Here is a 19369-nt window from a genome sequence, read left to right as displayed (position 1 = left end):
TTGACCACGACTTAGCATACCCACCCACTTTAAGACTATGGGAACGGCAGTGCAGCGGTGCCAAAAGCCACCTGCAAAAAGGCCACAATTTCAGTCCAGGCGGCATCGGTAGCGGCAGGATCGTAGCGGTAGCCATCATCGCGCATGAAGGTATGGTTGGCCGGGTAGATCAGGGTTTTGGGCTCACGTCCTGCTGTTCTTAAGGCATTGAGAATCGTATCTCGCCCCTCGGCGGGTACGTGGGGATCGTGATCCCCAAAAATGAGCAGTAGTCGAGCCGAGATTTCGCCCAAACGCTCTAGGGTGTCGGCTCGATCTTTGCCCAATTTGCCGCTGTGAATGCCCGTCGGGTAGCAGCATACGGCCGCTTTCACCCCAGGGTTGAGGGCGGCGCGGCAGGCCAGGTGGCCACCAATGCAAAACCCCAGGGTACCGATCTTTTCAGGAGCGACGGTGGCATGGTTTTGCAGCCAATCTAGGGCAGCATCAGTGTCAGCGTCATAATTGGCTACCTCAGTGCGACGAGCGGCGTCGTTGCCCCGCAGGCGGCCTATATCGTTGGGCTCTATCACCGTGCCAATCGGTTCTAGCCGGTGAAAAATTTCGGGAGCCGCTACCACATAGCCATAGCCCGCCAGGCGATCGGCCAGGCGCAGAATTGGCCCGCCGAGTTGATAAATATCTGAATAGAACAATACACCGGGGTACTGACCCGCCTCAGCCGGTTCAGCTACGTAGAGGCGCATCAAGCTATCGTCTACGGTAAGACCCACGTCACGGCGTTGAATTTGCACAGGTTGACCTCCAAGGTTTGTCAAGGGGGATGAGGGGGAATAGGTATCAAGTTTTGGGTTTACGGCTTACGGCTTACGGTTGAGGTTCACGGTTTGAGGTTAACGGTTTGAGGTTCACGGGTCGAGGCTTGCCTTGAACCCTGAACCGTACACCTGGAACCTCTTACCTTATCCCCTCGGCTATGTCGTACTGATAGTGAAGGATGATTTGATTAACGAGCGGTTACCTAAGACACAGGCGCTGGCCATGACACTATTTTTTACCCTCGACTCCACCCTACAAACGGTTCTCGACCAGGTGCTAGAGCAGGTGCGGGCTGAATTTACCCTTACGCCTACTCAAATTGCCGTTACCTGGGTGGTGTACGACCCGCCCTACATTACCAATACTGGCGGTGCCCTCAGCGCCACCGACTTTTGGCAGCGTCAGCCGCGCGGAGCTAGCTATCGAGGGGTCGAGCAGATCTATCCAGCCAGTGTGGTGAAGCTGTTTTATCTGGTAGCGGCCCACGAATGGCTTGAACAGGGCATGATCCCCCCTTCTGCTGAGCTTGATCGGGCACTCAAGGACATGATTGTAGTCTCTAGCAACGACGCGACGTCGCTGGTCATCGATATGCTCAGCGGCACCACCAGCGGTCCAGAACTACCCCTTGGCCCCTATGAGACCTGGTGCTATCAGCGCAACATTGTCAACCGTTTCTTTCAGTCGCTCCAGTGGCCCGAGCTCATTGGCGTAAACCTGAACCAAAAGCCCTGGGGTGACGGCCCCTATGGCCGGGAACGTGCTTTTGTAGGGGAGCACTACGAAAATCGCAATCGGCTCTCCACGAATGCTGTGGCTCGGCTAATCCACAGCATTGCTGGAGGGGTGGCTGTCTCGGCAGCGCGATCGCAGACTATGCTCAACTTAATGCAGCGTTCGCTGCCCTCTGGCCTGCCAGAACCTGGCGAAGAAGACCAAGTTACCGGCTTTTTAGGGGCAGGCCTGCCTCCCGGCACTGTGCTGTACTCTAAGGCGGGCTATACCAGTAGGGTCCGCCACGATGCTATCTATTTTGAACTGCCCAACGGCAGGCCTGGTCTGCTAGTTGCCTTTACTGAAGGCCGCGAGCATAGCCAGAATCGCGATATCCTGCCCCGGCTAGCCAGTCTGGTCACCCAAACCATCGCCAGCGTTGAACCTTTGACCTAAATCTTAAGAGGTTGGTTGATCCCCGATTTGATCTGTCTTTCAGTAGAGTCGCATCTATCTTAGGTAGGTGCAAAATGTTGTCAACATAGCCTTGTCTCTAGGTTGAAGATGGTACAATTCAGCCAAATTCAAAGGTAAATGTGGTGTGCAGGTCCGTAGCGCCGGGAAACGGTCGTTTTTAGTTTTCCTAGCTTTAGCTACGGCGGTACGATTTCGAGATTGGTTGTTTCGAACGTCGTCATCGTCGCCATTAGGCTGACGAAACCTGATTGTTAAAAATCTGAGGAGTGAACGAAATCATGGCGTATCTCAAGCGAGTTTCTCTAGCGTTGGGTTTAGCTGCTGTGGCTGGTGTAACAAGCCCTGCCCTGGCCCAAACTCAGCTAAGCGATCTAGAACTAACCGACAATATCCTATCTGAAGTAGAAATTATTCCCGCAGAAGTCGCTCCCGCAGCGGTGGCTGAGCCTGCCGTGGTAGAAGCTACAGAAGCAGCTGAGCCCGTAGACGCGGCTGAAACAGTAGATGTGATCGAGACCGCTGAGGTTGCTCCTAGCGAAGCAAGCCTGCTAGCGCTGCCTGAGGAAGCTCCCATCACTAGCAACGACCTGTTTACCGCTGGCGACATTGAGTCTGCTCTGCTGGCTGCCACCGTTGAAGCGGCCCCCGAAGCTACCGACTCTATTGACCTGGCCCAAGCCACCCCGACTACCGTCTCTGTCTCCCCAAATTACCTAGGCGTAGGCGGCAATATCGGCATTGGCAATCGCAGCGATAGTGCTCTGTCTAGCTTTGGTTTCAACATCATCAGTAAAATTTCTTTGGGTCCCCGTTTCTCCGTGCGGCCTGGGGCCACCATCACCAACGATCGGTCCGGCTTTACCATTCCGGTTACCTACAACTTCAACACCATCTCCTACAGTGGTTTTCTCGCTCAGCCCTACGCTGGGATTGGGGTTGAGATTCCCACCAGTGGTGACATAGGTTTGCTGCTCAACGCTGGCGCTGATATTCCCATCTCCAGCAACTTTACCCTCAATGCCGTCAGCAACTTCCGGGTTACCAGCGGCTTTGCCTTGGGCATTTCCCTCGGCGTGGCCTACAACTTCCCCTTCTTCTTTGACTAAGGCCTGAACGGGATATGTGCTTGGTGAGACCTGACTGAAGCCGAGCTAAATACTTGAACAAAGGAGGACTGCTATCGATAGCGGTCCTCCTTTGTTTTCTGCTTGGGCATTCTGAAAGCACAGCTTAAGGATGTTGCAATGGCAGAGAACTCTGTGGCCTGGAGCGAGGTGCTTCAGGCCTTTCAGCAAATTTGGGGCTACAGCGACTTTCGTTCGCCTCAAGATGCGATCGTTAGAGCATTACTTGAACATCGCGACGTGCTGGTAGTCTTACCAACGGGTGGGGGCAAATCCGTCTGCTTCCAACTGCCGGCGCTGCTACAGTCGGGCCTGACCTTGGTGGTGTCGCCTCTAGTGGCGCTGATGGAAAATCAGGTGCAAGAACTCCAAGACAAAGCCCTACCCGCTGCTACCCTCCACAGCCAGCTGCCGCCGCCCCAGCGTCGCAAAACCCTTCAGGCGCTAGAGCAACAAGCCTTACGATTGCTCTACGTATCGCCGGAGACCCTGCTCAGCTCACCCGTGTGGGAACGGCTGTGCCAGCCCAGCCTGCGCCTCAACGGGCTGATATTGGATGAAGCCCACTGTTTAGTGCAATGGGGTGAGACCTTCCGTCCGGCCTACCGGCGGTTGGGGGCAGTACGACAGGCGCTCTTAGCCTGTCGCCCAGCGGGCAGCACGCTGCCGATCGCGGCCTTTACCGCCACCGCCGACCCCGCAGCCCAAAACATTTTGAAGGATGTCTTGCAGCTCCAGTCGCCCCAGGTGGTGCGGCTCAATCCCCATCGCCCCAACCTCGATCTGCACATTAAGGCGGTGGTCAGTGAGGGGCAGCGCAAAGGTTCGCTGCGGCGTTATTTGCAGCAGCATTCTGGCCAGGCAGGGTTGGTGTACGTGCGCACCCGCCGAGATAGCGAGGCTCTGGCCAAACAGTTGGCAGATCGCTATCGGGTAGCGCCGTACCATGCTGGGTTAAGCAGCCGCGATCGCCGCCAAATTGAAGCCGACTGGATGGCCGACCGGCTCCAGTTCGTCGTCTGTACCTCAGCTTTTGGTATGGGGATCAGCAAGTCCAATACCCGCTGGGTTGTACATTATCAGGCCCCCTGCACCATTACCGAGTACGTACAGGAGGTGGGGAGAGCCGGACGTGACGGCAACGCCGCCGAGGCGCTGACCCTGGTGAGCGAGCCGACGGGCTGGCTGGAACCGGGCGATCGCCAGCGGGCCAAGTTTTTCGAGGCTCAAACCCAGGCGCTACAGCAAAAGGCCCAGCGCTTGGTGAGCCAGATTCCGCCCAGTGGAGATGTCCGCGACATCAGCCAGCAGTTTGAGCATGGGGCCATTTCCCTATCGTGGCTGCACAGTGTAGGGCAGCTAGAGTGGGTTAGCCCATTTCACTATCAGCTCACCGCAACGTCTCAACAGTCTTCAGAGATGCAGGAGTCAGCTAGCCAGCAGATGCACCAGTTTCTGCACAGCCGCCAGTGTCGCTGGCAGGGGCTATTGGTCGCCTTTGGCTTTCGCACCGAGGCTCAGCGCATGGACAGCTGTGGGCACTGTGACAACTGCGATCGCGCGATCGGCAGGCGTTAGCGCCGCCACTGAGGGCGATTCTCATGCTGAGATATTTCGCGATCGCGCGATCGGTAATCGAACAATTGTCGCTGTCTTCCGTCTGATCGTCAGGGCATCAAAAACTCCTCTTGATGCTTAGACTCTAGAGCCTCATTTTGTCCGCCGATCTAAATTAGAAGAGTTGATGTCTTGTCGGTTGGCGTAGCAGTTTTTTTAATATTTTTCTACTGCCCAAGGTATAGATCTTCAGGTGTTGCGTTTGATTATTTCAGATATCTCCTCTAGCATGGCGAGGGTACCTATACGGTCTCTATGAACATTCTTCTGGTCTATCCACGTTTTCCGAAAAGCTTTTGGTCTTTTGATAAAACTCTGGAGCTGGTTGGGTTGAAGGCGCAGCTCCCTCCCTTAGGGCTAGTGACCGTAGCGGCGATATTACCCCAGAGCTAAAATTATAAACTGGTCGATCGCAACGTGCGTGAGGTGCGCGACAACGAGTGGCGCTGGGCTGACATTGTGATTGTTTCGGCCATGATTGTCCATCGCCCAGACTTCTTGAACGTTGTGCAAACGGCCAAGCACTACGGCAAGCTGGTGGCGGTGGGTGGTCCTTACCCCACCGCCATACCCCAGGAGTCGGAAGCCGCTGGGGCCGACTTTTTGGTGCTGGATGAAGGCGAGATTACTTTACCCATGTTTGTGGAGGCGGTGGAGCGGGGCGACCAGCGCGGCACCTTCCGCTCCGGCGGCGAAAAGCCCGATGTTACCAGCACCCCCGTGCCTCGCTACGACCTGCTAGAGATGGACGCCTACGCCGAGATGTCGGTACAGTTCTCGCGGGGCTGTCCCTTTCAGTGCGAGTTTTGCGACATTATTGTGCTCTACGGGCGCAAACCCCGTACCAAAGCGCCCGAGCAGCTGCTGGCCGAGCTGCAGTGCCTCTACGACCTGGGCTGGCGGCGCAGCATTTTTATGGTCGACGACAACTTTATCGGCAACAAGCGCAACGTCAAACTGCTGCTCAAAGCGATGAAACCCTGGATGGAGGAGCACGGTTATCCCTTCTCCTTTGCCACCGAGGCATCGGTGGATCTGGCCCAAGATCCAGAACTGATGCAGATGATGGTCGACTGCAACTTCGGCACCGTCTTTTTGGGCATTGAAACCCCGGACGACGACAGCCTGAACATGACCAAAAAATTTCAAAATATGCGCGACCCCCTCTCGGAGTCGGTCATTTCGATCGCCAATGCAGGGCTACGGGTGATGGCGGGGCTCATCGTCGGCTTCGATGGCGAAAAGTCGGGGGCCGGTCGGCGCATCTACGAATTCGTTGAGCAAACCGCCATTCCCACCGCGTTGGTAAGTATGCTGCAAGCCCTGCCCGACACCGCCCTCTGGCATCGCCTGGAGAAAGAAGGTCGACTGCTGGGCAAGAGCGCCGACATCAACCAGACCACCTTGATGAACTTTGTGCCCACGCGGCCCATTGAAGAAATCACCGAAGAATACATTCAGGTCTTCTGGGATCTCTATGACCCGCTGACGGTACTCAATCGCACCTTCCGCCACTTTTTAATGCTGGGCGAGGCCCAAAAGCGCAACTACAAAAACCGCACTGTTTCGGCTGGTGCCCCTGATATCAACTGGATCACGATTCGTGCTTTTCTAATCGTGGTGTGGCGGCAGGGGATTCTGCGTAAAACTCGTCTGCGGTTTTGGCTCAACCTAGCGACTATGCTGCGGCGCTACCCGGCGGTGACGGCCAACTATATTTCAGTCTGTGCCCAGGCCGAGCACTTCCTCGACTTCCGCCAGATCGTGCGGCAAAACATTGAGGAGCAGCTGGCCGCCTACCTGGAAGCGAAGCGGCAGACTGATACGGCAGCGGCGATCGCGGAGTCAGTAGCTGTGCCATCAGCATAGGTCTGCTCAAGCCGAGTAGCGTTCAGCTTTGCTTGCCGCCACCGCTGGTAGGCTCGCTGATACTCAGCCCAGGCTTTGAGCTGATCATGGGTTCCATACTTGTGTTTAAAATCTTCCCAACAAACGCGTTCCATGGGTAATCTCCTGGGTGCTAAACAGGGGAAAGAACTGAGCTATTGAAGAACGGGTTGCAGAAAACCGGGCTTTTGAGCTGGCCTCAGCCCAAAGGCCCAATTTCGCTGCAGGATATTACCGAGTATAGCGATGACCCCGGTAGGTGTAGGCTTCGGGCGATCGCGGCTGAGTTGCCGTACTCAACTGCCTGCCAGGGTAAGACACCCCTAGGAAGACAAGCGTATCGAGGCTGGGAATTGTCTCAACGGTAGGCGGTGATGTGGCGTAGGACTGGCCTAGGAAAGAGAGGCGCATAGTGAGGTCTCCTCAAACAATTTATGCAGGCATCAACTGATTGATGCCTGTGGCTATCTTCTGCCACCTTCCTAAACGCATCCTGACGGTCATCTGAGGGGGTATTAAGGGCTGGCTGAGAAAACTGAGAGGATCCTGGCAGTTCAGGCGATGGCCGTCGCCGTCCCAGATGTAGCGCTAAATCTAGCGGAAAGTTGATTTTCGAACACTACATCTGAAAATAATCCGTTATGATGATCGACCATTGGGGCGATCCGCTGAACTTGGGCTAAGATTCTGCCGATTCATGCGGTTTCTTCGCACCCGGTCTGGGTGACAACGCACTGATTTGATAGCACAGTGTTTGATAACGCACTGAATCTACGTCCTCTCTCGCTAGTAAAAGGCTGATCCCATGGTTCAAGAACTTCCCCGTACCCGGCAGCAGGGGCCATTCCCTGAGGCAGCACCAGCGGCGTTTCCTGTGTTTTACCGCACCTACAGCCGCCGGGGTGAGGTGGTGGAGGGGCAGCGCGAAACCTGGGATCAGGTGTGCGATCGCACCCTAGCGGGCCTAGTCGAACTGGGCCACCTCACTCCTGACGAAACCGCCCTACTCAACCGCATGCAGCGCCAGGTTAAAGCTTTACCCTCGGGTCGCTGGCTGTGGGTGGGCGGCACCGCCTGGAGCAAGCAGCCCGAGAATTTTTCGGGAGCCTACAACTGCACAAGCACCAATGTGGTTGACTGGCGTGCCTTCGGCCTGATGATGGATCTGGCCATGATGGGCTGCGGCACCGGGGCAATTTTAGAACCCAAATACATTAGCCAAATCCCTGCTATTCGCAACCGCCTAATCGTCACTATGGCGGGCGACATTGGCGAAACCCCTGTGGCCGATCGCCGCGAAGTCACCGACGTGGCGATCGACGGTGACCAGGTCACCATTCGCGTGGGCGACAGCCGCCAGGGCTGGGTAAAATCCTACGAAACCCTGCTAGAGCTTTCTACCGATGAGAGCTTTGCTGGCGATGTCAACGTCACCATCGATCTGCGCGACGTGCGCCCCGCAGGCGAAAAGCTCAAGGGCTTTGGCGGCGTCGCCAACCCCGTCCGGTTATCGCTGCTCTACGATCGCTGCGCCACCATTCTCAAAAAAGCTCACGGTCGCCAGCTCAACTCGGTCGAGTGCTGCCTGCTAATCGACGAAGCCGCCGCCTGCGTGGTGGCCGGCAATATTCGAAGATCTGCGGGCATGAGGCAGTTCGACAGCGCTGACGACCTGGCCGCCAACGCCAAAGACAATCTCTGGCAGCAGGACGCTGAGGGCAACTGGCGCATCGACCCCGAGCGCGATGTGTTGCGCATGGCTAACCATACCCGCGTGTTTCACACCAAGCCCAGCTTGCAAGACTGCGTGGATTCGGTGCGCAAGCAGTTCTACTCGGGCGAAGGCGCAATCCAGTGGGCCGGGGAAGCGAAAAAGCGGGCCGGAGCGGATGATCGCTACGGTCTCAACCCCTGCGGCGAGATAATTGGATCCAACTTTCACTGCAACCTCGCTGAGGTACACCTCAACCAGCTCAACCCTGAAAACTTGAAGGACCAAGAAGACGCCTTCACGGCGGCGGCGCTATCTGTAGCGGTGCTGCTCAACCACCAGTTCCAGGAGCCTCGCTACCAGCAGTCTCGATTAGAAGACCCGATCGTCGGCGTCTCTTTTACCGGGTTGTTTGACTTCTTCGTCAATGCCTTTGGGGTCGAGTGGCTGCGCTGGTGGGAGGCAGGTCGCCCCAACACCATGCCAGGGCTAGATTTCAAAGCTAAAGAAGAAGAGTACCTGACCCGCTGGAAAGATACTGTGCACCGGGTAGTGGGTGAGTACTGCGATCGCCACGGTCTGGTGTGCCCCAACCGCTGCACCACCGTACAGCCTGCGGGCACCAAGTCGCTGCTGACTGGCGCTAGCCCCGGCTGGCACCCCCCCAAGGCTCAGCGCTTCATTCGCCGCATCACCTTTCGCAAAAATGACCCCGTGGCTATGGCCTGTATCGACTACGGCTATACCATCGTGCCATCCCAGTCGGATAAGGACGAGAACGGCGGTTTGCTCAACGACCCCTTCGACCCTCGCTGCACCGAGTGGCTGGTCGAAATTCCGGTTGAAGTGCCTTGGGCTAACCTGCCTGGAGCGGACGAAATTGCGATCGAAAAATTCTCGGCGGCGGCTCAGTTTGATTTCTATATGCAGGTGCAGAAGCACTACACCACCCACAATACCTCCGCCACGATCGAGTTTCGCGAACCCGAGCTAGAGTCGCTGGCCGAGCGCATCTACGAGGTGATCCAAAACGATGAGGGCTATATCTCTGCCGCCCTGCTGGCCCGATTCGACGACCTGCAAACCTTCCCCCGTCTGCCTTTTGAGCCTATCGATAAAGCGACCTTTGAGGCTCAAAAACAGCAGTTAGAAGCCCGGCGCGGCACCGACAACTTCCACTCCGCCCTGTCGCGCTACGATGCGGGCGAGGTGATCGAGGCTGGCCCGGCGGGCTGTGACTCCGACAAGTGCATGATGCCGGAGCAAAAGCCCGACTAGGTTGGCCTGAGTACGAGGGGGTAGGAATAGAGAGATAGCGAAAGGGGTGCCTACCTATTCAGGCACCTCTTTTTTATCGTTTTATTGCGGCGGTTGATTTAGTTACGACACGTTGCCAGGCAGAATCCTCAGTTCAGAGGCTACCCTGGCAGTGGCCCTCATTCGATCGTGCCGTGGTAGATACTCCCCAGCCCCAGGTCAGCGTGCCCCGGCCGCGAGGCAAAAAGAAAGCGAGCGGAGCCGATCAAGCGGCTCCGCTCAGCCGCAAAGAAGCGCGGGCGCAGAAGCGCCAGGCCCAAAAGGCGCGTAAGGCACTGATTCAATACCTGTCAGCTACGCTGTTTGCGGCTGGACTGATTGGGGTGCTGCTGGCGATCTTGGGCGAACCCAAGCTGGGGTTGGCGGCGGTGGTGGCGATCGCCTGTCTCGCCCTCTCCTTCAAATATCCGCGCCAGGCCATTTATGGACTGATTATCTACGTGCCCTTTAGCGGCACCGTGGTCTACGCGCTGGGGGGTAGCGGTATTTTGCAGTTGGCTAAGGATGCCATTTACATACCGGCGCTAATTGGGGTCATGCAGTTTTGCCGCCGCACCCGACAGCCGCTGATCATGCCTCGAATGATCAAAATTCCGCTGATGGTGCTGCTGGGGTTGTGCAGCCTTACCCTGCTGGTGGTCAATGGCGGACAACAGCTCGATGCCGCAGGGGGAGAAGTGCCCATGCTAATTGGCGTGCTGGGGCTGAAGGTGCTGATCGGCTACGTGCTGATTATTCCGTGCATTTACTATCTGCTGCGCGATCGCGAAGACGTGTACTTTCTGCTGCGCCTCCAAGTGGTGCTCATTCTAGTCTGCTGCGGGCTAGGGTTAATGCAGTTTCTCATGCTCAAAACCGGGGTTTGCCCCGGCACCATTGGCGAGGGCGAAGACCTGTTTAAAGCCTCGCTACAGGCTCGCTGTTTTGTGGGCGGGTCGCTGCTGTATGCGCCCTCCCAGGGGCAGATTCGGCTGCCGGGCACCTTTAATGCGCCCTGGCAGTGGGGCTGGTTTTTAATCTCCAGCGGCTTTTTTGCCTTTGGTACAGCCTTTAGCGATCGCAGCCCGATCTGGCGCATCGTCGGCCTGGTTTCGCTGGCGGCGGTCGGGGTAATGGCTGTGGTGTCGGGGCAGCGCATTGCTCTAGCCCTGGTGCCTGTCACGATTGTGGGTCTGCTAATTCTCACTGGGCAGGTGGCCAACCTGAAGCGGTTTTTGCCGGTGGGCATTGGGTTGGCCGTCATTTTGACGGTGTTTATGGCCCAAAACCCGGTAGTGGTCAGCGAGCGGTTGGCTAGCTTCCAGAGCCGTTGGGACGCCTCGCCACCCCACGAATTTATCCTGCAGCAGTTTCAGTGGGCTCAAAACCAGCAGGAGGGCATTTTGGGCCGAGGGGTAGGTCGCGCTACCAATGCCGCCCGCATTTTTGGCAAAACCGAGCTGGTCGAAACCTATCATCCCAAGCTGCTCTACGAGATTGGTCCCCTAGGGCTGCTGGCCACCCTGGCGGTTTACCTCGGCCTTACGATCGCCACCTTCAAGGCCTACCGCTCGATCAAAGACCCCAACCTGCGAGGCTACGGCGCGTCAATGTGGGTGTTTGTGCTGTTTATCAGCATCTTTCCCTACTACTACCCGCTGGATGTGGATCCGGTGAATGTGTATTACTGGCTGGCGGCAGGCATTGTGCTGAAGCTGCCCGAGATTGACCAAAAAGAGCGCTTGCAGCAGCGCCTAGAGGACGCCAGCCGTCGCCGCAAGCTCACTCCCCGCGAGAAAAAGCAGCTTCAGAAGCAGGAAACGATTGTCTTTGAGTAGCCGTTGAGTCGGCCAATCTAACCAGCGATCGCGGCCAGAGCGGGGTGAACTCGTGACCTAAGCTGATTAATCGTAATAGTACACCTGAACCTTGTGCGCTATACTTCCTTCGTTGATGGTTGCTTGGGAGACAAGGCAATGGCTCAGGTAAAGAATGGCGCAACGGCAGAGGCCGAAGTAGACATGTCGGCAGCGGATGATGCGATCGCGCCAGACGGGGTCGAATCCGTAGATTCTGACCAAATCGACGATTTGTTCAAAGACCTCAAAACTCTGCTGAACACCGTCGAAAAGCTGCAAAAAGCTCGCCAGGATGTAGGCGATATCAAGCCCCTCATTCTGCGCCTGCTCGACGGCGAACTGCTCTCCGGCGAAGAGCTAGAGGAACTGCGCGGCGGCATCGGCGGCCTGTCAAAAATTCTTAAACTCTACAACGATTACCAAACCGCCCTGGAACGCGCCCAACCCGCCCGCACCATTCTCGATCAGCTGATGAAATCGTAGTCATTTGTAGGGTGTTGAGGTGGCCAAAGGAGGTAGCCATGTCGCTCAATGACGCAGGATGCCTTGCCCAAACACCCGCCGCCGAGGTTTCCATTGACGCCGCCCTCGTCCAGGCGCTGCTGCACTATCAGCACCCTGACCTAGCGCACCTAGCCATTACCCCAGTGGATGCGGGCTGGGACAATGCCATGTTTCGGCTGGGCGATGGACTCTTGGTGCGTCTCCCCCGCCGACAGATTGCCGCTGCCCTAATCGAGCATGAGCAGACCTGGCTGCCTCAGATTGCTGGGCAACTGCCGATCGCCGTGCCTACCCCCTACCGATTGGGCGCGCCTGCTCTGGCCTACCCCTGGCGGTGGAGCATACTGCCCTGGATCGCAGGCAACACCGCCGATTTAAGCCCACCCCGCCCCGCTCAGGCAAAACGACTAGGTCAATTTCTGCGCGCCTTGCACATCCCCGCACCGCCGAATGCACCCGTCAATCCCTTTCGGGGTGTGCCGCTGGGGCAGCGGGCTGAGGCGATCGTCGAGCGCCTGCATCGTCTCAGAACCAAAACTGCGCTGATCTCGCCCGCCATTCAGGCCCACTGGGATGCCGCCCTGGTAGCTCCCATCGACACCCCACCCACCTGGATTCACGGCGACCTGCACCCCCGCAACATTCTGGTTGAAGGTGGCTTGCTGACGGGAATTATCGACTGGGGCGACCTCACCTCGGGCGATCGCGCCACCGACCTGGCGACGGTGTGGATGCTGTTTGGCGACAGAAATGCGCGGCTAGAGGCGATCGCCGCCTACGGTCCCGTCTCTGAGGCTACCCTGCAACGAGCCCTGGGATGGGCCATTTTCTTTGGCGTGGTGCTGCTGGACACAGGACTGGTCGATCACCCCCGGCATGCCATGATCGGTGAGCAAACGCTGAGACGCATTGCCGCAGCTGGAGACAGCGGAATTTAGCTAAGCTCGATCACGCCGCCCACATACACACCCTATCGGGCGTTCCACGCCGCCGCTGCATCGCTGACAGCCTGATCCACCGTTTTTTGGCCCAGCATGGTGGCTTGTAGGTTGTCGTAGATGATAGCTTGCAGCTCCTTAACGCCATCCATGGCCGGAATCAGCACTTCGGCCTGGTTCATCTGCTCGGCGCTGATCGATCGCGCCTTTTCGACTCCCTTGGTGCCCTCGGCGGCGAAATATCCGTCCTCCAGTGCCCCGGTGGTAGACGGTAGCACGTTGGCCGCTTTCGCAAAGGCCAGCTGGTTGGCGTCGTTGGTAACGTACAGGGCAAAATCGATCGCCGCGTCGGGCACGTCGGTACCTGCCGGAATCACTACATTCATCACCGCTACGTTGGTTTTGCCGGTGTCGCCCGTGATCTGCGGGCCGCTACCGGTGACGGCGGCAATATCGGGCGCGTTGGCCTCGATAGTGGGGAAGAATTCTGCCCCGGTTGAGAGCAGCGCTACTTCTCCGGCCTGGAATAGCTCGATCGCGCGGCGGTGGCCCTGGGTTAGCACCTCCTGGGGCAGCAGCTCCTGCTGGTAGAGGTCGGTCCAGTACTGAAAGACGGCGCGGCCCGCGTCTGTGTCGAAGGCGGCCTGGCCCTGGTCGTCTACCAGCTCTACCCCCATCTGCACAAACGATTGCAGTACATCGGCAGAATCTTCGGGCACAAAGGTAGTGAAGTAAGCATACTTGCCCGTTTTTTCTTTCACCTGGCGGGCCACCTCGGCCAGTTCGGCGTAGGTGGTGGGCGGCTCGACCCCTGCTGTCGCCAACAGTTCCTGATTGTGCAGGGTGACGTTGGTGGTCAGGTACCAGGGAATGCCAAAGCTTTGGCCGTTGAGGGTGTTAGCGTCCCAGATATTGGGTAGGTAGACCTGTTTGGCCTCAGCGGGTACGTTGTCATCCAGCGGCATCCAGGCATTGCGGCTGGCCAGCTGGGCGGCAAAGTCGGGGTTGAGGTTGACCACGTCTGGGGCCGTGCCAGCGGTGACGGCGGTGAGAATTTTGCTCTGCATGTCGGCCCAGGGCACGTCTACCCAGCGCACGGTTGTACCGGGGTTTTGCGCTTCATAGTCGGCAATTAGCCCGTTGAAGTAGTCGGTAAAGTCGGGCTGGAGCTGCATGGTCCAAAACTCGACCTCCTGACTGCCATCGGCTGGGGCGGTGGCGCTAGGTTGGCTACCGCAGGCAACCAACCAGCTCATCATCAGCCCCAGCAGGGCGAATAAACCAAAGCGGGCGTAGGAGCGTAGTCTCATGGAACTTCCAGGGATAGGGGCTACCGCAACACAGTTAACCTCACTCATCCATACGCCTGGGGCGCTGACGAGCTAATGTATTGCAAACGTCTTTTCGGTTAGGACAGGTTCGACGTAGGGACACTGCACCGCAAGGCCCCTACCAGAGGATTCCGCCAGTCAAAGTGTCCTAACGAAATCAATGGCTGCAATACGGTTGTTTATTTTCCCTTAAAGTGGGCGGCATTGGTGGATCTACATGACTAATCCAGCAAGTAATTTGTTCGTCTAGAGGATGACCTGCACGGCGCTGGCGCTGGCGATCGCCCGTTCCTTCGCTTCCTCCACCGTGTCGCCCAGCGCCAGCGCCACGCCCATGCGGCGGTTGGGGTGGGCCACGGGTTTGCCAAACAGTCGCACCTTGCTGGTGGGCACCTGTAGGGCTTTATCCAACCCGGAGTACTGAGGATGGTCGCTCTGGCCAGGGGCCAAAATTACCGCCGAAGCTCCCGGTTGCACCAGGGTAATTTCGCCAATGGGCAGGCCCGCGATCGCCCGCACATGCAGCTCAAACTCCGACTGGTGCTGGCTCACCATCGTTACCATGCCGGTGTCGTGGGGGCGGGGGCTGACCTCGCTAAAGTAGACGGTCTGGGATTGATCGGGTGCTCCAGCAATAAATAACTCGACGCCAAACAGGCCCCAGCCGCCCAGGGCATCGGTAACGGCTTTGGCCATCTCCTGGCAGGCGGCCAATGTATCGGGGTGCAGAGCGCAGGGCTGCCACGATTCGCGGTAGTCGCCTGCCTCTTGGCGGTGCCCAATCGGGGGGCAGAAATGGGTGCCGTCACTCGCCCGCACGGTCAGCAGCGTAATCTCAGTATCGAAGGGCACGAAGCCCTCGACAATGACGCGATCGCTCTTGCCCCGACCCGCTTCTCCCGCATACCGCCAGGCGGCCAGCACCTCAGACTCTTCTTTCACGGTGCTCTGGCCCTTACCCGACGAACTCATAATCGGCTTAACCACACAGGGCAGACCAATCGCGGCGATCGCCTCTAAATACTCCGCCTCGGTGCCAGCAAAGCGAAAGGGCGAAGTCTTGAGGCCCAGGTCTTCTGCCGCCAGCCGCCGAATGCCCTCGCGGTTCATCGTGAGCTGGGTGGCTCGGGCTGTAGGGATGACCCGCCAGCCTTCGGTTTCTAGATTAACTAGGGTATCGGTCGCGATCGCCTCCACCTCTGGCACAATCAGCCCCGGCTGCTCCTGCTCCACCACCCGCCGCAGGGCCTCGCCATCCAGCATGTCGATCACGTGGCGACGATGGGCCACCGCCATTGCCGGGGCATGATTGTAGCGATCGACGGCAATTACCTCTAGCCCCAGCCGCACGGCCTCTAGCGCGACCTCGCGGCCCAGTTCGCCCGACCCCAGCAGCAGCAGACGCTGGGCATTATTAGTAAGGGGTGTGCCCAGGGGCAGCAGGGGGGCAGTCATGGTCAGTTACTCCAGGGGTAAAGAAAGTTGAGTCCAAAGCAATAATTTCTCAATATTAAGTGCTCACTTTTCAGAATTGTGTGTAACATCGCTGGTGATACCAAGCTATCGATTGCTCGGTATTCCTTCAGGAGCAGTGGCGAAACCATTGGGTGCGAGATCAGGAGATTCGGTCCTTGTCTGTCTTTTAGACTAGAAAACTGACGCTTAAACAAGAAAAGTGGAAAAACTGAATTAAATTGTGTACCATTCGTTAGCACTTTTCCCCTAGGGATAATTGCTGAGCCGCTTAATCCTTTCTAGATGACCTCCAGTGGGCGGTTGGAAAGGGTGAAAACGAGTTCGTTTGGGTCTGCTTGGTTGTCGTTAAACCAGGTAGCTTTTCCGGTTACCCACCTGTTTTTCGGATACTGCCGTGGATAGTCTCAAAGCCATTTTTAGTCGCAAGCCTCGGGGGGTTGGCATTGAGCTTACCCCCGAGAAAGTCAATCTGGCCCGGCTGAAAAAGCAGGGAACCGCCCTTAAGTTAGAAACTCTGGCTTCGGTAGAACTGACCGAGGGTATCTACGAAGAAGGGCAAATTTTAGACACCGCCGCCATGGCCGACGCCATTCAAACGGTGCTGGCTGAAAGCAAGCTCAAGGTCAAGCAGGCCACCACTGCCATTCCAGGGCGGGCGATTACTCGCGTTATCCCGGTGCCCGCTGAGCTAGACGACGAAGAGCTGCGGGAAATGGTGCTCAACCAGGAGGCCAGTCTCTATCTGCCCTTCCCGCGTGAAGAAGCCGACGTCGATTACCAAAAGCTGGGCTACTTCGTTGACGAAGACGGCATTGAGAAGGTGCAGGTGCTGCTGGTAGCGGTACGCAAAGACCTAACCGACCCTTACATAGAAGTGTTTCAGCAGGCGGGGCTGATGCTCAACGTGCTCGAAACCTCCAGCTTTGCGCTGATTCGCACCATTCGCGAGCAGCTGCGGCAGTTTACTCCCCAGGAGGCCGCCGCCGTCGTCGACATTGAGTTTGAGAATACCGAAATTTCGATCGTGGTCGATGGCGTGCCTCACTTTTCGCGCACCGTTCCCATTGGCACCTTTCAAATTCAAAGCGCCCTGAGCCGCGCCATGAATTTGCCCCCGTCGCGCAACACCGAACTGCTCCAGGGTATGACGGTGCCGATTCAAACCATGGATACGGTGGGCGCGCCTCAGATGGGCAATAGCAACCCCGGCACAACGGCCATGCTGCGGGTGCTAGGCGAACTTTCGGACGAGCTGCGCCGCTCCATCGACTTTTATCTCAACCAGGGTGAAGACATGGAGGTTGCTCAGCTGCTGCTGGCCGGGCCAGGGGCATCGATTGGTCAGCTTGACGAGTTTCTGGCCCAGCGGCTGAGCCTGCCCGCCAGTCAGATCGACCCGATCTCAGCCCTGTCTCTAGATGTTGCTGAAGACATTCCTGAGAGTCAGCGGGCCGGCTTGGCAACAGTAATTGGCCTTGGCCTGCGGGAGGTATAGCTATGTATGGTCTCGATATCAATTTTCTCAAAGACCGCGAAGTTCGGGTCTTTGAGGCTAGGCCCCGAGCCCGGGGCGGTGGGGCGACACTTCAGGGCGATCGCAGGCCGCTGTACCTAGGGCTGGCGGCGGCGCTGATACCGCTGGCGCTGGTGGGCGGCTACTGGGCCGTTACCCGAGGGCAGGTCAATCAGCTTCAGGCTCGCAGCGCTGAGCTAGATGCTGAGACGGCCGCGCTGCAAAGTCAGCTCCAGGAAATTAGCGGCATTCAGCAGCAGATAGACCTCGTGCGAGCCGAGAATAACGCCTTTGTGACGGTGTTCAACGACATCGTTCCCTGGTCGGCTCTGCTGCAAGATATTCGCACCCGCACCCCAGCCCGAGTGCAAATCGTGAGCCTGAACCAGACCGAAGGCGCACCCCTAGAGGTTGACCCCAGCGTAGTGCCGCCGCCAGCAGGGGGTATTTCGATCGAGGGGGTGTCTTGCTCCTACGATGCCATCAACGACTTTGCGCTGGTCTTGCAGCGATCGCCGCTGCTGCAATCGCAGACCGTGGCCATCACCCAGGCCCAGCAGCAGCCCACCCTGCTCGACCCCCAAACCCAGGGGCGTTGCCCAGGTGCCGCTGTGGATGACCCCGACTTTTTAATCGACTACAGCATTGGTTCAAACATCACCAGTACTCCAGCCTCACAGCTCATTGATGAGCTAGAGCGCCAGGGTACGGTCGGTTTAGTAACCCGTCTTCGGGCCCTGAGAGAAAGAGGAGTGATCGAATGACTACCACAGGAGACTTCCTTCCCGGTGAGGATAACCAGGGCCTAGAGCAGGTAGGGCCAACCTATCCGACGGCCTTTGGCGTTGAGCTAACGCCAAAGGTACAGGCGATTCTCTTGGCTGTGCTGGGATTACTGGGGGCCTTTGCCCTCTACAATTTCGTCGTCCAGCCTGTCCGCGAGCAAAAAGCTGCCCTTGAGGCTGAAGTGGCTCAAAAGCAGGCCCAGGTAGACCAACAGCGGGCCAGCTTGCAAGATTTAGCCTCGCTGCAAGCTGAGCTCAACACCGTCCTAGATCAGCGGGTTGGTGTTTACAGCCTGTTGGCCGACTCCCAAACGGTCGATACGCTGTTGCTCGATATCAACCAGCAAATTCAAAACAGCAACGCGGCAATTACTGACGTGCTGCGGGCCGACCCAGCCCGCCTCGACAATGCCCAACTGGCGGCCCTGGGCCTCAACCGCGAACAAATTCAGCGAGTTAGAACTACCTTTCCGGGTGATACCCAGCTGCAAAGACAGCTCTACACCTCTGAGCTACTACGGTTTAACCCCAGCCCTCCGGTAATTTTGGCCGAAGAGGATGGCCCAGCTGAGCTGAATGGCAAACTAGAGCGCTACACCGTAGATGTATCGATGCAGGCGCTGTTTCCCCAGACCCTGAGCATCATGCGCAATATCGAGCGTCTAGAGCCACTCATCGTCATTCGAGATTTGCAGCAGAGCATTGCGCCGCCGCCGGAGGGTGCTACTGAAGAGCAACTTCTAGGGATTAGCCGACTACTACTGACCGACTTCACCCTGGAGGTTCTGGTACCCATTGCCGATCCGACTGTGCCACCTGAGCCACCAGCCCCCGAGGCCCCTGTTGAAGGTGAAGCCCCCGTTGAAGGTGAAGTCCCTCCTCCTGAAGGGGGTTAATTCAGCCCTTTGGAGCCCAATTTCCATGGCCACCGCTGTGGCCCCAGTCTACCTACCTAGCCTAGTTAAACCCCGCGCGGCCCTGCCGCATCTGTGATGGAGGAGTGAACCGTGAACCGCCTGATGAACCTGCACCCGATTTTGCTTGGTAGCGCCCTGGTTGCCCTGGCCGCCCAGCCTAGCCTCGCCTCAGTGACCAGTATTACCAATGTCCGCCTCAACCCCACCGCCACCGGTCTTGATCTGGTGTTTGAAACGGAAGGTGGTGACAACAGCAACATCTTTACGGTGAACCAGGGCAATAGCCTGGTTGCCGACATTACCCGCGCTCAGCTTAACCTGCCCAATGGCGGCAGTTTTACCCAGGCTAACCCCGCCCCTGGCATTACTCAGGTCTCGGTGGTGCCCCTTGATGCCAACAG

General features: G+C 57.6%; 15 protein-coding genes and 1 pseudogene. 12 read left to right on the top strand and 4 right to left on the bottom strand.

The window, feature by feature from the left end:
* Positions 1-35 precede the first annotated feature (35 nt).
* A complete protein-coding gene (locus tag IQ273_RS05395) occupies positions 36-794 on the bottom strand; it encodes a dienelactone hydrolase family protein (protein WP_194022147.1) in 759 nt (252 codons plus the stop codon).
* Positions 795-1041: 247 nt separating this feature from the next.
* Here IQ273_RS05395 and IQ273_RS05390 point away from each other — a divergent pair, with 247 nt between their 5' ends.
* From IQ273_RS05390 to IQ273_RS05375, 4 genes and pseudogenes are all read left to right on the top strand, one after another.
* Complete coding sequence (locus IQ273_RS05390) at positions 1042-1989, top strand: serine hydrolase (protein WP_194022169.1); 948 nt, start codon at positions 1042-1044, stop codon at positions 1987-1989.
* Between the two features lie 344 nt (positions 1990-2333).
* Complete coding sequence (locus IQ273_RS05385) at positions 2334-3116, top strand: hypothetical protein (RefSeq protein ID WP_228052390.1); 783 nt, start codon at positions 2334-2336, stop codon at positions 3114-3116.
* A gap of 138 nt (positions 3117-3254) precedes the next feature.
* Positions 3255-4712 carry an ATP-dependent DNA helicase RecQ gene (locus IQ273_RS05380; RefSeq protein ID WP_194022145.1) on the top strand — a complete coding sequence of 486 codons (1458 nt, stop codon included), beginning with the start codon at positions 3255-3257 and terminating at the stop codon, positions 4710-4712.
* 294 nt (positions 4713-5006) lie between these two features.
* Positions 5007-6620 (top strand): annotated as a pseudogene (locus IQ273_RS05375) (B12-binding domain-containing radical SAM protein).
* A gap of 249 nt (positions 6621-6869) precedes the next feature.
* Here the strand turns inward: IQ273_RS05375 and IQ273_RS05370 are convergent.
* The gene (locus IQ273_RS05370; protein WP_194022144.1) at positions 6870-7049 is read right to left on the bottom strand and encodes a DUF4278 domain-containing protein; all 180 of its coding nucleotides are present in this window, start codon (positions 7047-7049) and stop codon (positions 6870-6872) included.
* A 394-nt stretch (positions 7050-7443) separates the two neighbouring features.
* Between IQ273_RS05370 and nrdJ the strand changes: the two genes are divergently transcribed.
* The 4 genes from nrdJ (at position 7444) to IQ273_RS05350 (ending at position 12946) form a co-directional block, all read left to right on the top strand.
* On the top strand, positions 7444-9627 hold the full coding sequence (gene nrdJ / locus IQ273_RS05365; RefSeq protein WP_194022143.1) for a ribonucleoside-triphosphate reductase, adenosylcobalamin-dependent: 2184 nt from the start codon (positions 7444-7446) through the stop codon (positions 9625-9627).
* 173 nt (positions 9628-9800) lie between these two features.
* Complete coding sequence (gene hpsL / locus IQ273_RS05360) at positions 9801-11483, top strand: hormogonium polysaccharide biosynthesis protein HpsL (protein ID WP_313898024.1); 1683 nt, start codon at positions 9801-9803, stop codon at positions 11481-11483.
* A 138-nt stretch (positions 11484-11621) separates the two neighbouring features.
* Positions 11622-11987, top strand: coding sequence for a hypothetical protein (locus IQ273_RS05355; RefSeq protein ID WP_194022142.1), 366 nt, complete (start codon positions 11622-11624; stop codon positions 11985-11987).
* Between the two features lie 38 nt (positions 11988-12025).
* Entirely contained in the window at positions 12026-12946 is a 921-nt protein-coding gene (locus tag IQ273_RS05350; protein ID WP_194022141.1) for an aminoglycoside phosphotransferase family protein, read from the top strand.
* Between the two features lie 32 nt (positions 12947-12978).
* Here the strand turns inward: IQ273_RS05350 and IQ273_RS05345 are convergent, their stop codons facing one another.
* Positions 12979-14256 (bottom strand): ABC transporter substrate-binding protein, encoded by a 1278-nt coding sequence (locus IQ273_RS05345; RefSeq protein WP_194022140.1) that lies wholly within the window; start codon positions 14254-14256, stop codon positions 12979-12981.
* Positions 14257-14523: 267 nt separating this feature from the next.
* Positions 14524-15732: a formate-dependent phosphoribosylglycinamide formyltransferase gene (gene purT, locus IQ273_RS05340; protein ID WP_194022139.1), complete on the bottom strand. Its 1209-nt coding sequence runs from the start codon at positions 15730-15732 to the stop codon at positions 14524-14526.
* Positions 15733-16147: 415 nt separating this feature from the next.
* Here purT and pilM point away from each other — a divergent pair, with 415 nt between their 5' ends.
* From pilM to IQ273_RS05320, 4 genes are all read left to right on the top strand, one after another.
* Complete coding sequence (pilM, locus tag IQ273_RS05335; protein ID WP_194022138.1) at positions 16148-17248, top strand: type IV pilus assembly protein PilM; 1101 nt, start codon at positions 16148-16150, stop codon at positions 17246-17248.
* A 2-nt stretch (positions 17249-17250) separates the two neighbouring features.
* Entirely contained in the window at positions 17251-18030 is a 780-nt protein-coding gene (locus IQ273_RS05330) for a PilN domain-containing protein (RefSeq protein WP_194022137.1), read from the top strand.
* Entirely contained in the window at positions 18027-18947 is a 921-nt protein-coding gene (locus tag IQ273_RS05325; protein ID WP_194022136.1) for a hypothetical protein, read from the top strand. The genes IQ273_RS05330 and IQ273_RS05325 overlap by 4 nt, the downstream gene beginning before the upstream one ends.
* Positions 18948-19058: 111 nt before the next feature.
* Positions 19059-19369: AMIN domain-containing protein (locus IQ273_RS05320; RefSeq protein WP_194022135.1), on the top strand; the 311-nt coding region annotated here is incomplete at its 3' end.

The sequence above is a fragment of the Nodosilinea sp. LEGE 07298 genome (assembly GCF_015207265.1).
Taxonomy (GTDB): domain Bacteria; phylum Cyanobacteriota; class Cyanobacteriia; order Phormidesmidales; family Phormidesmidaceae; genus Nodosilinea.
Note: the sequence above shows the minus strand (reverse complement) of the source record. Positions and strands in the feature narration are given on the sequence as shown.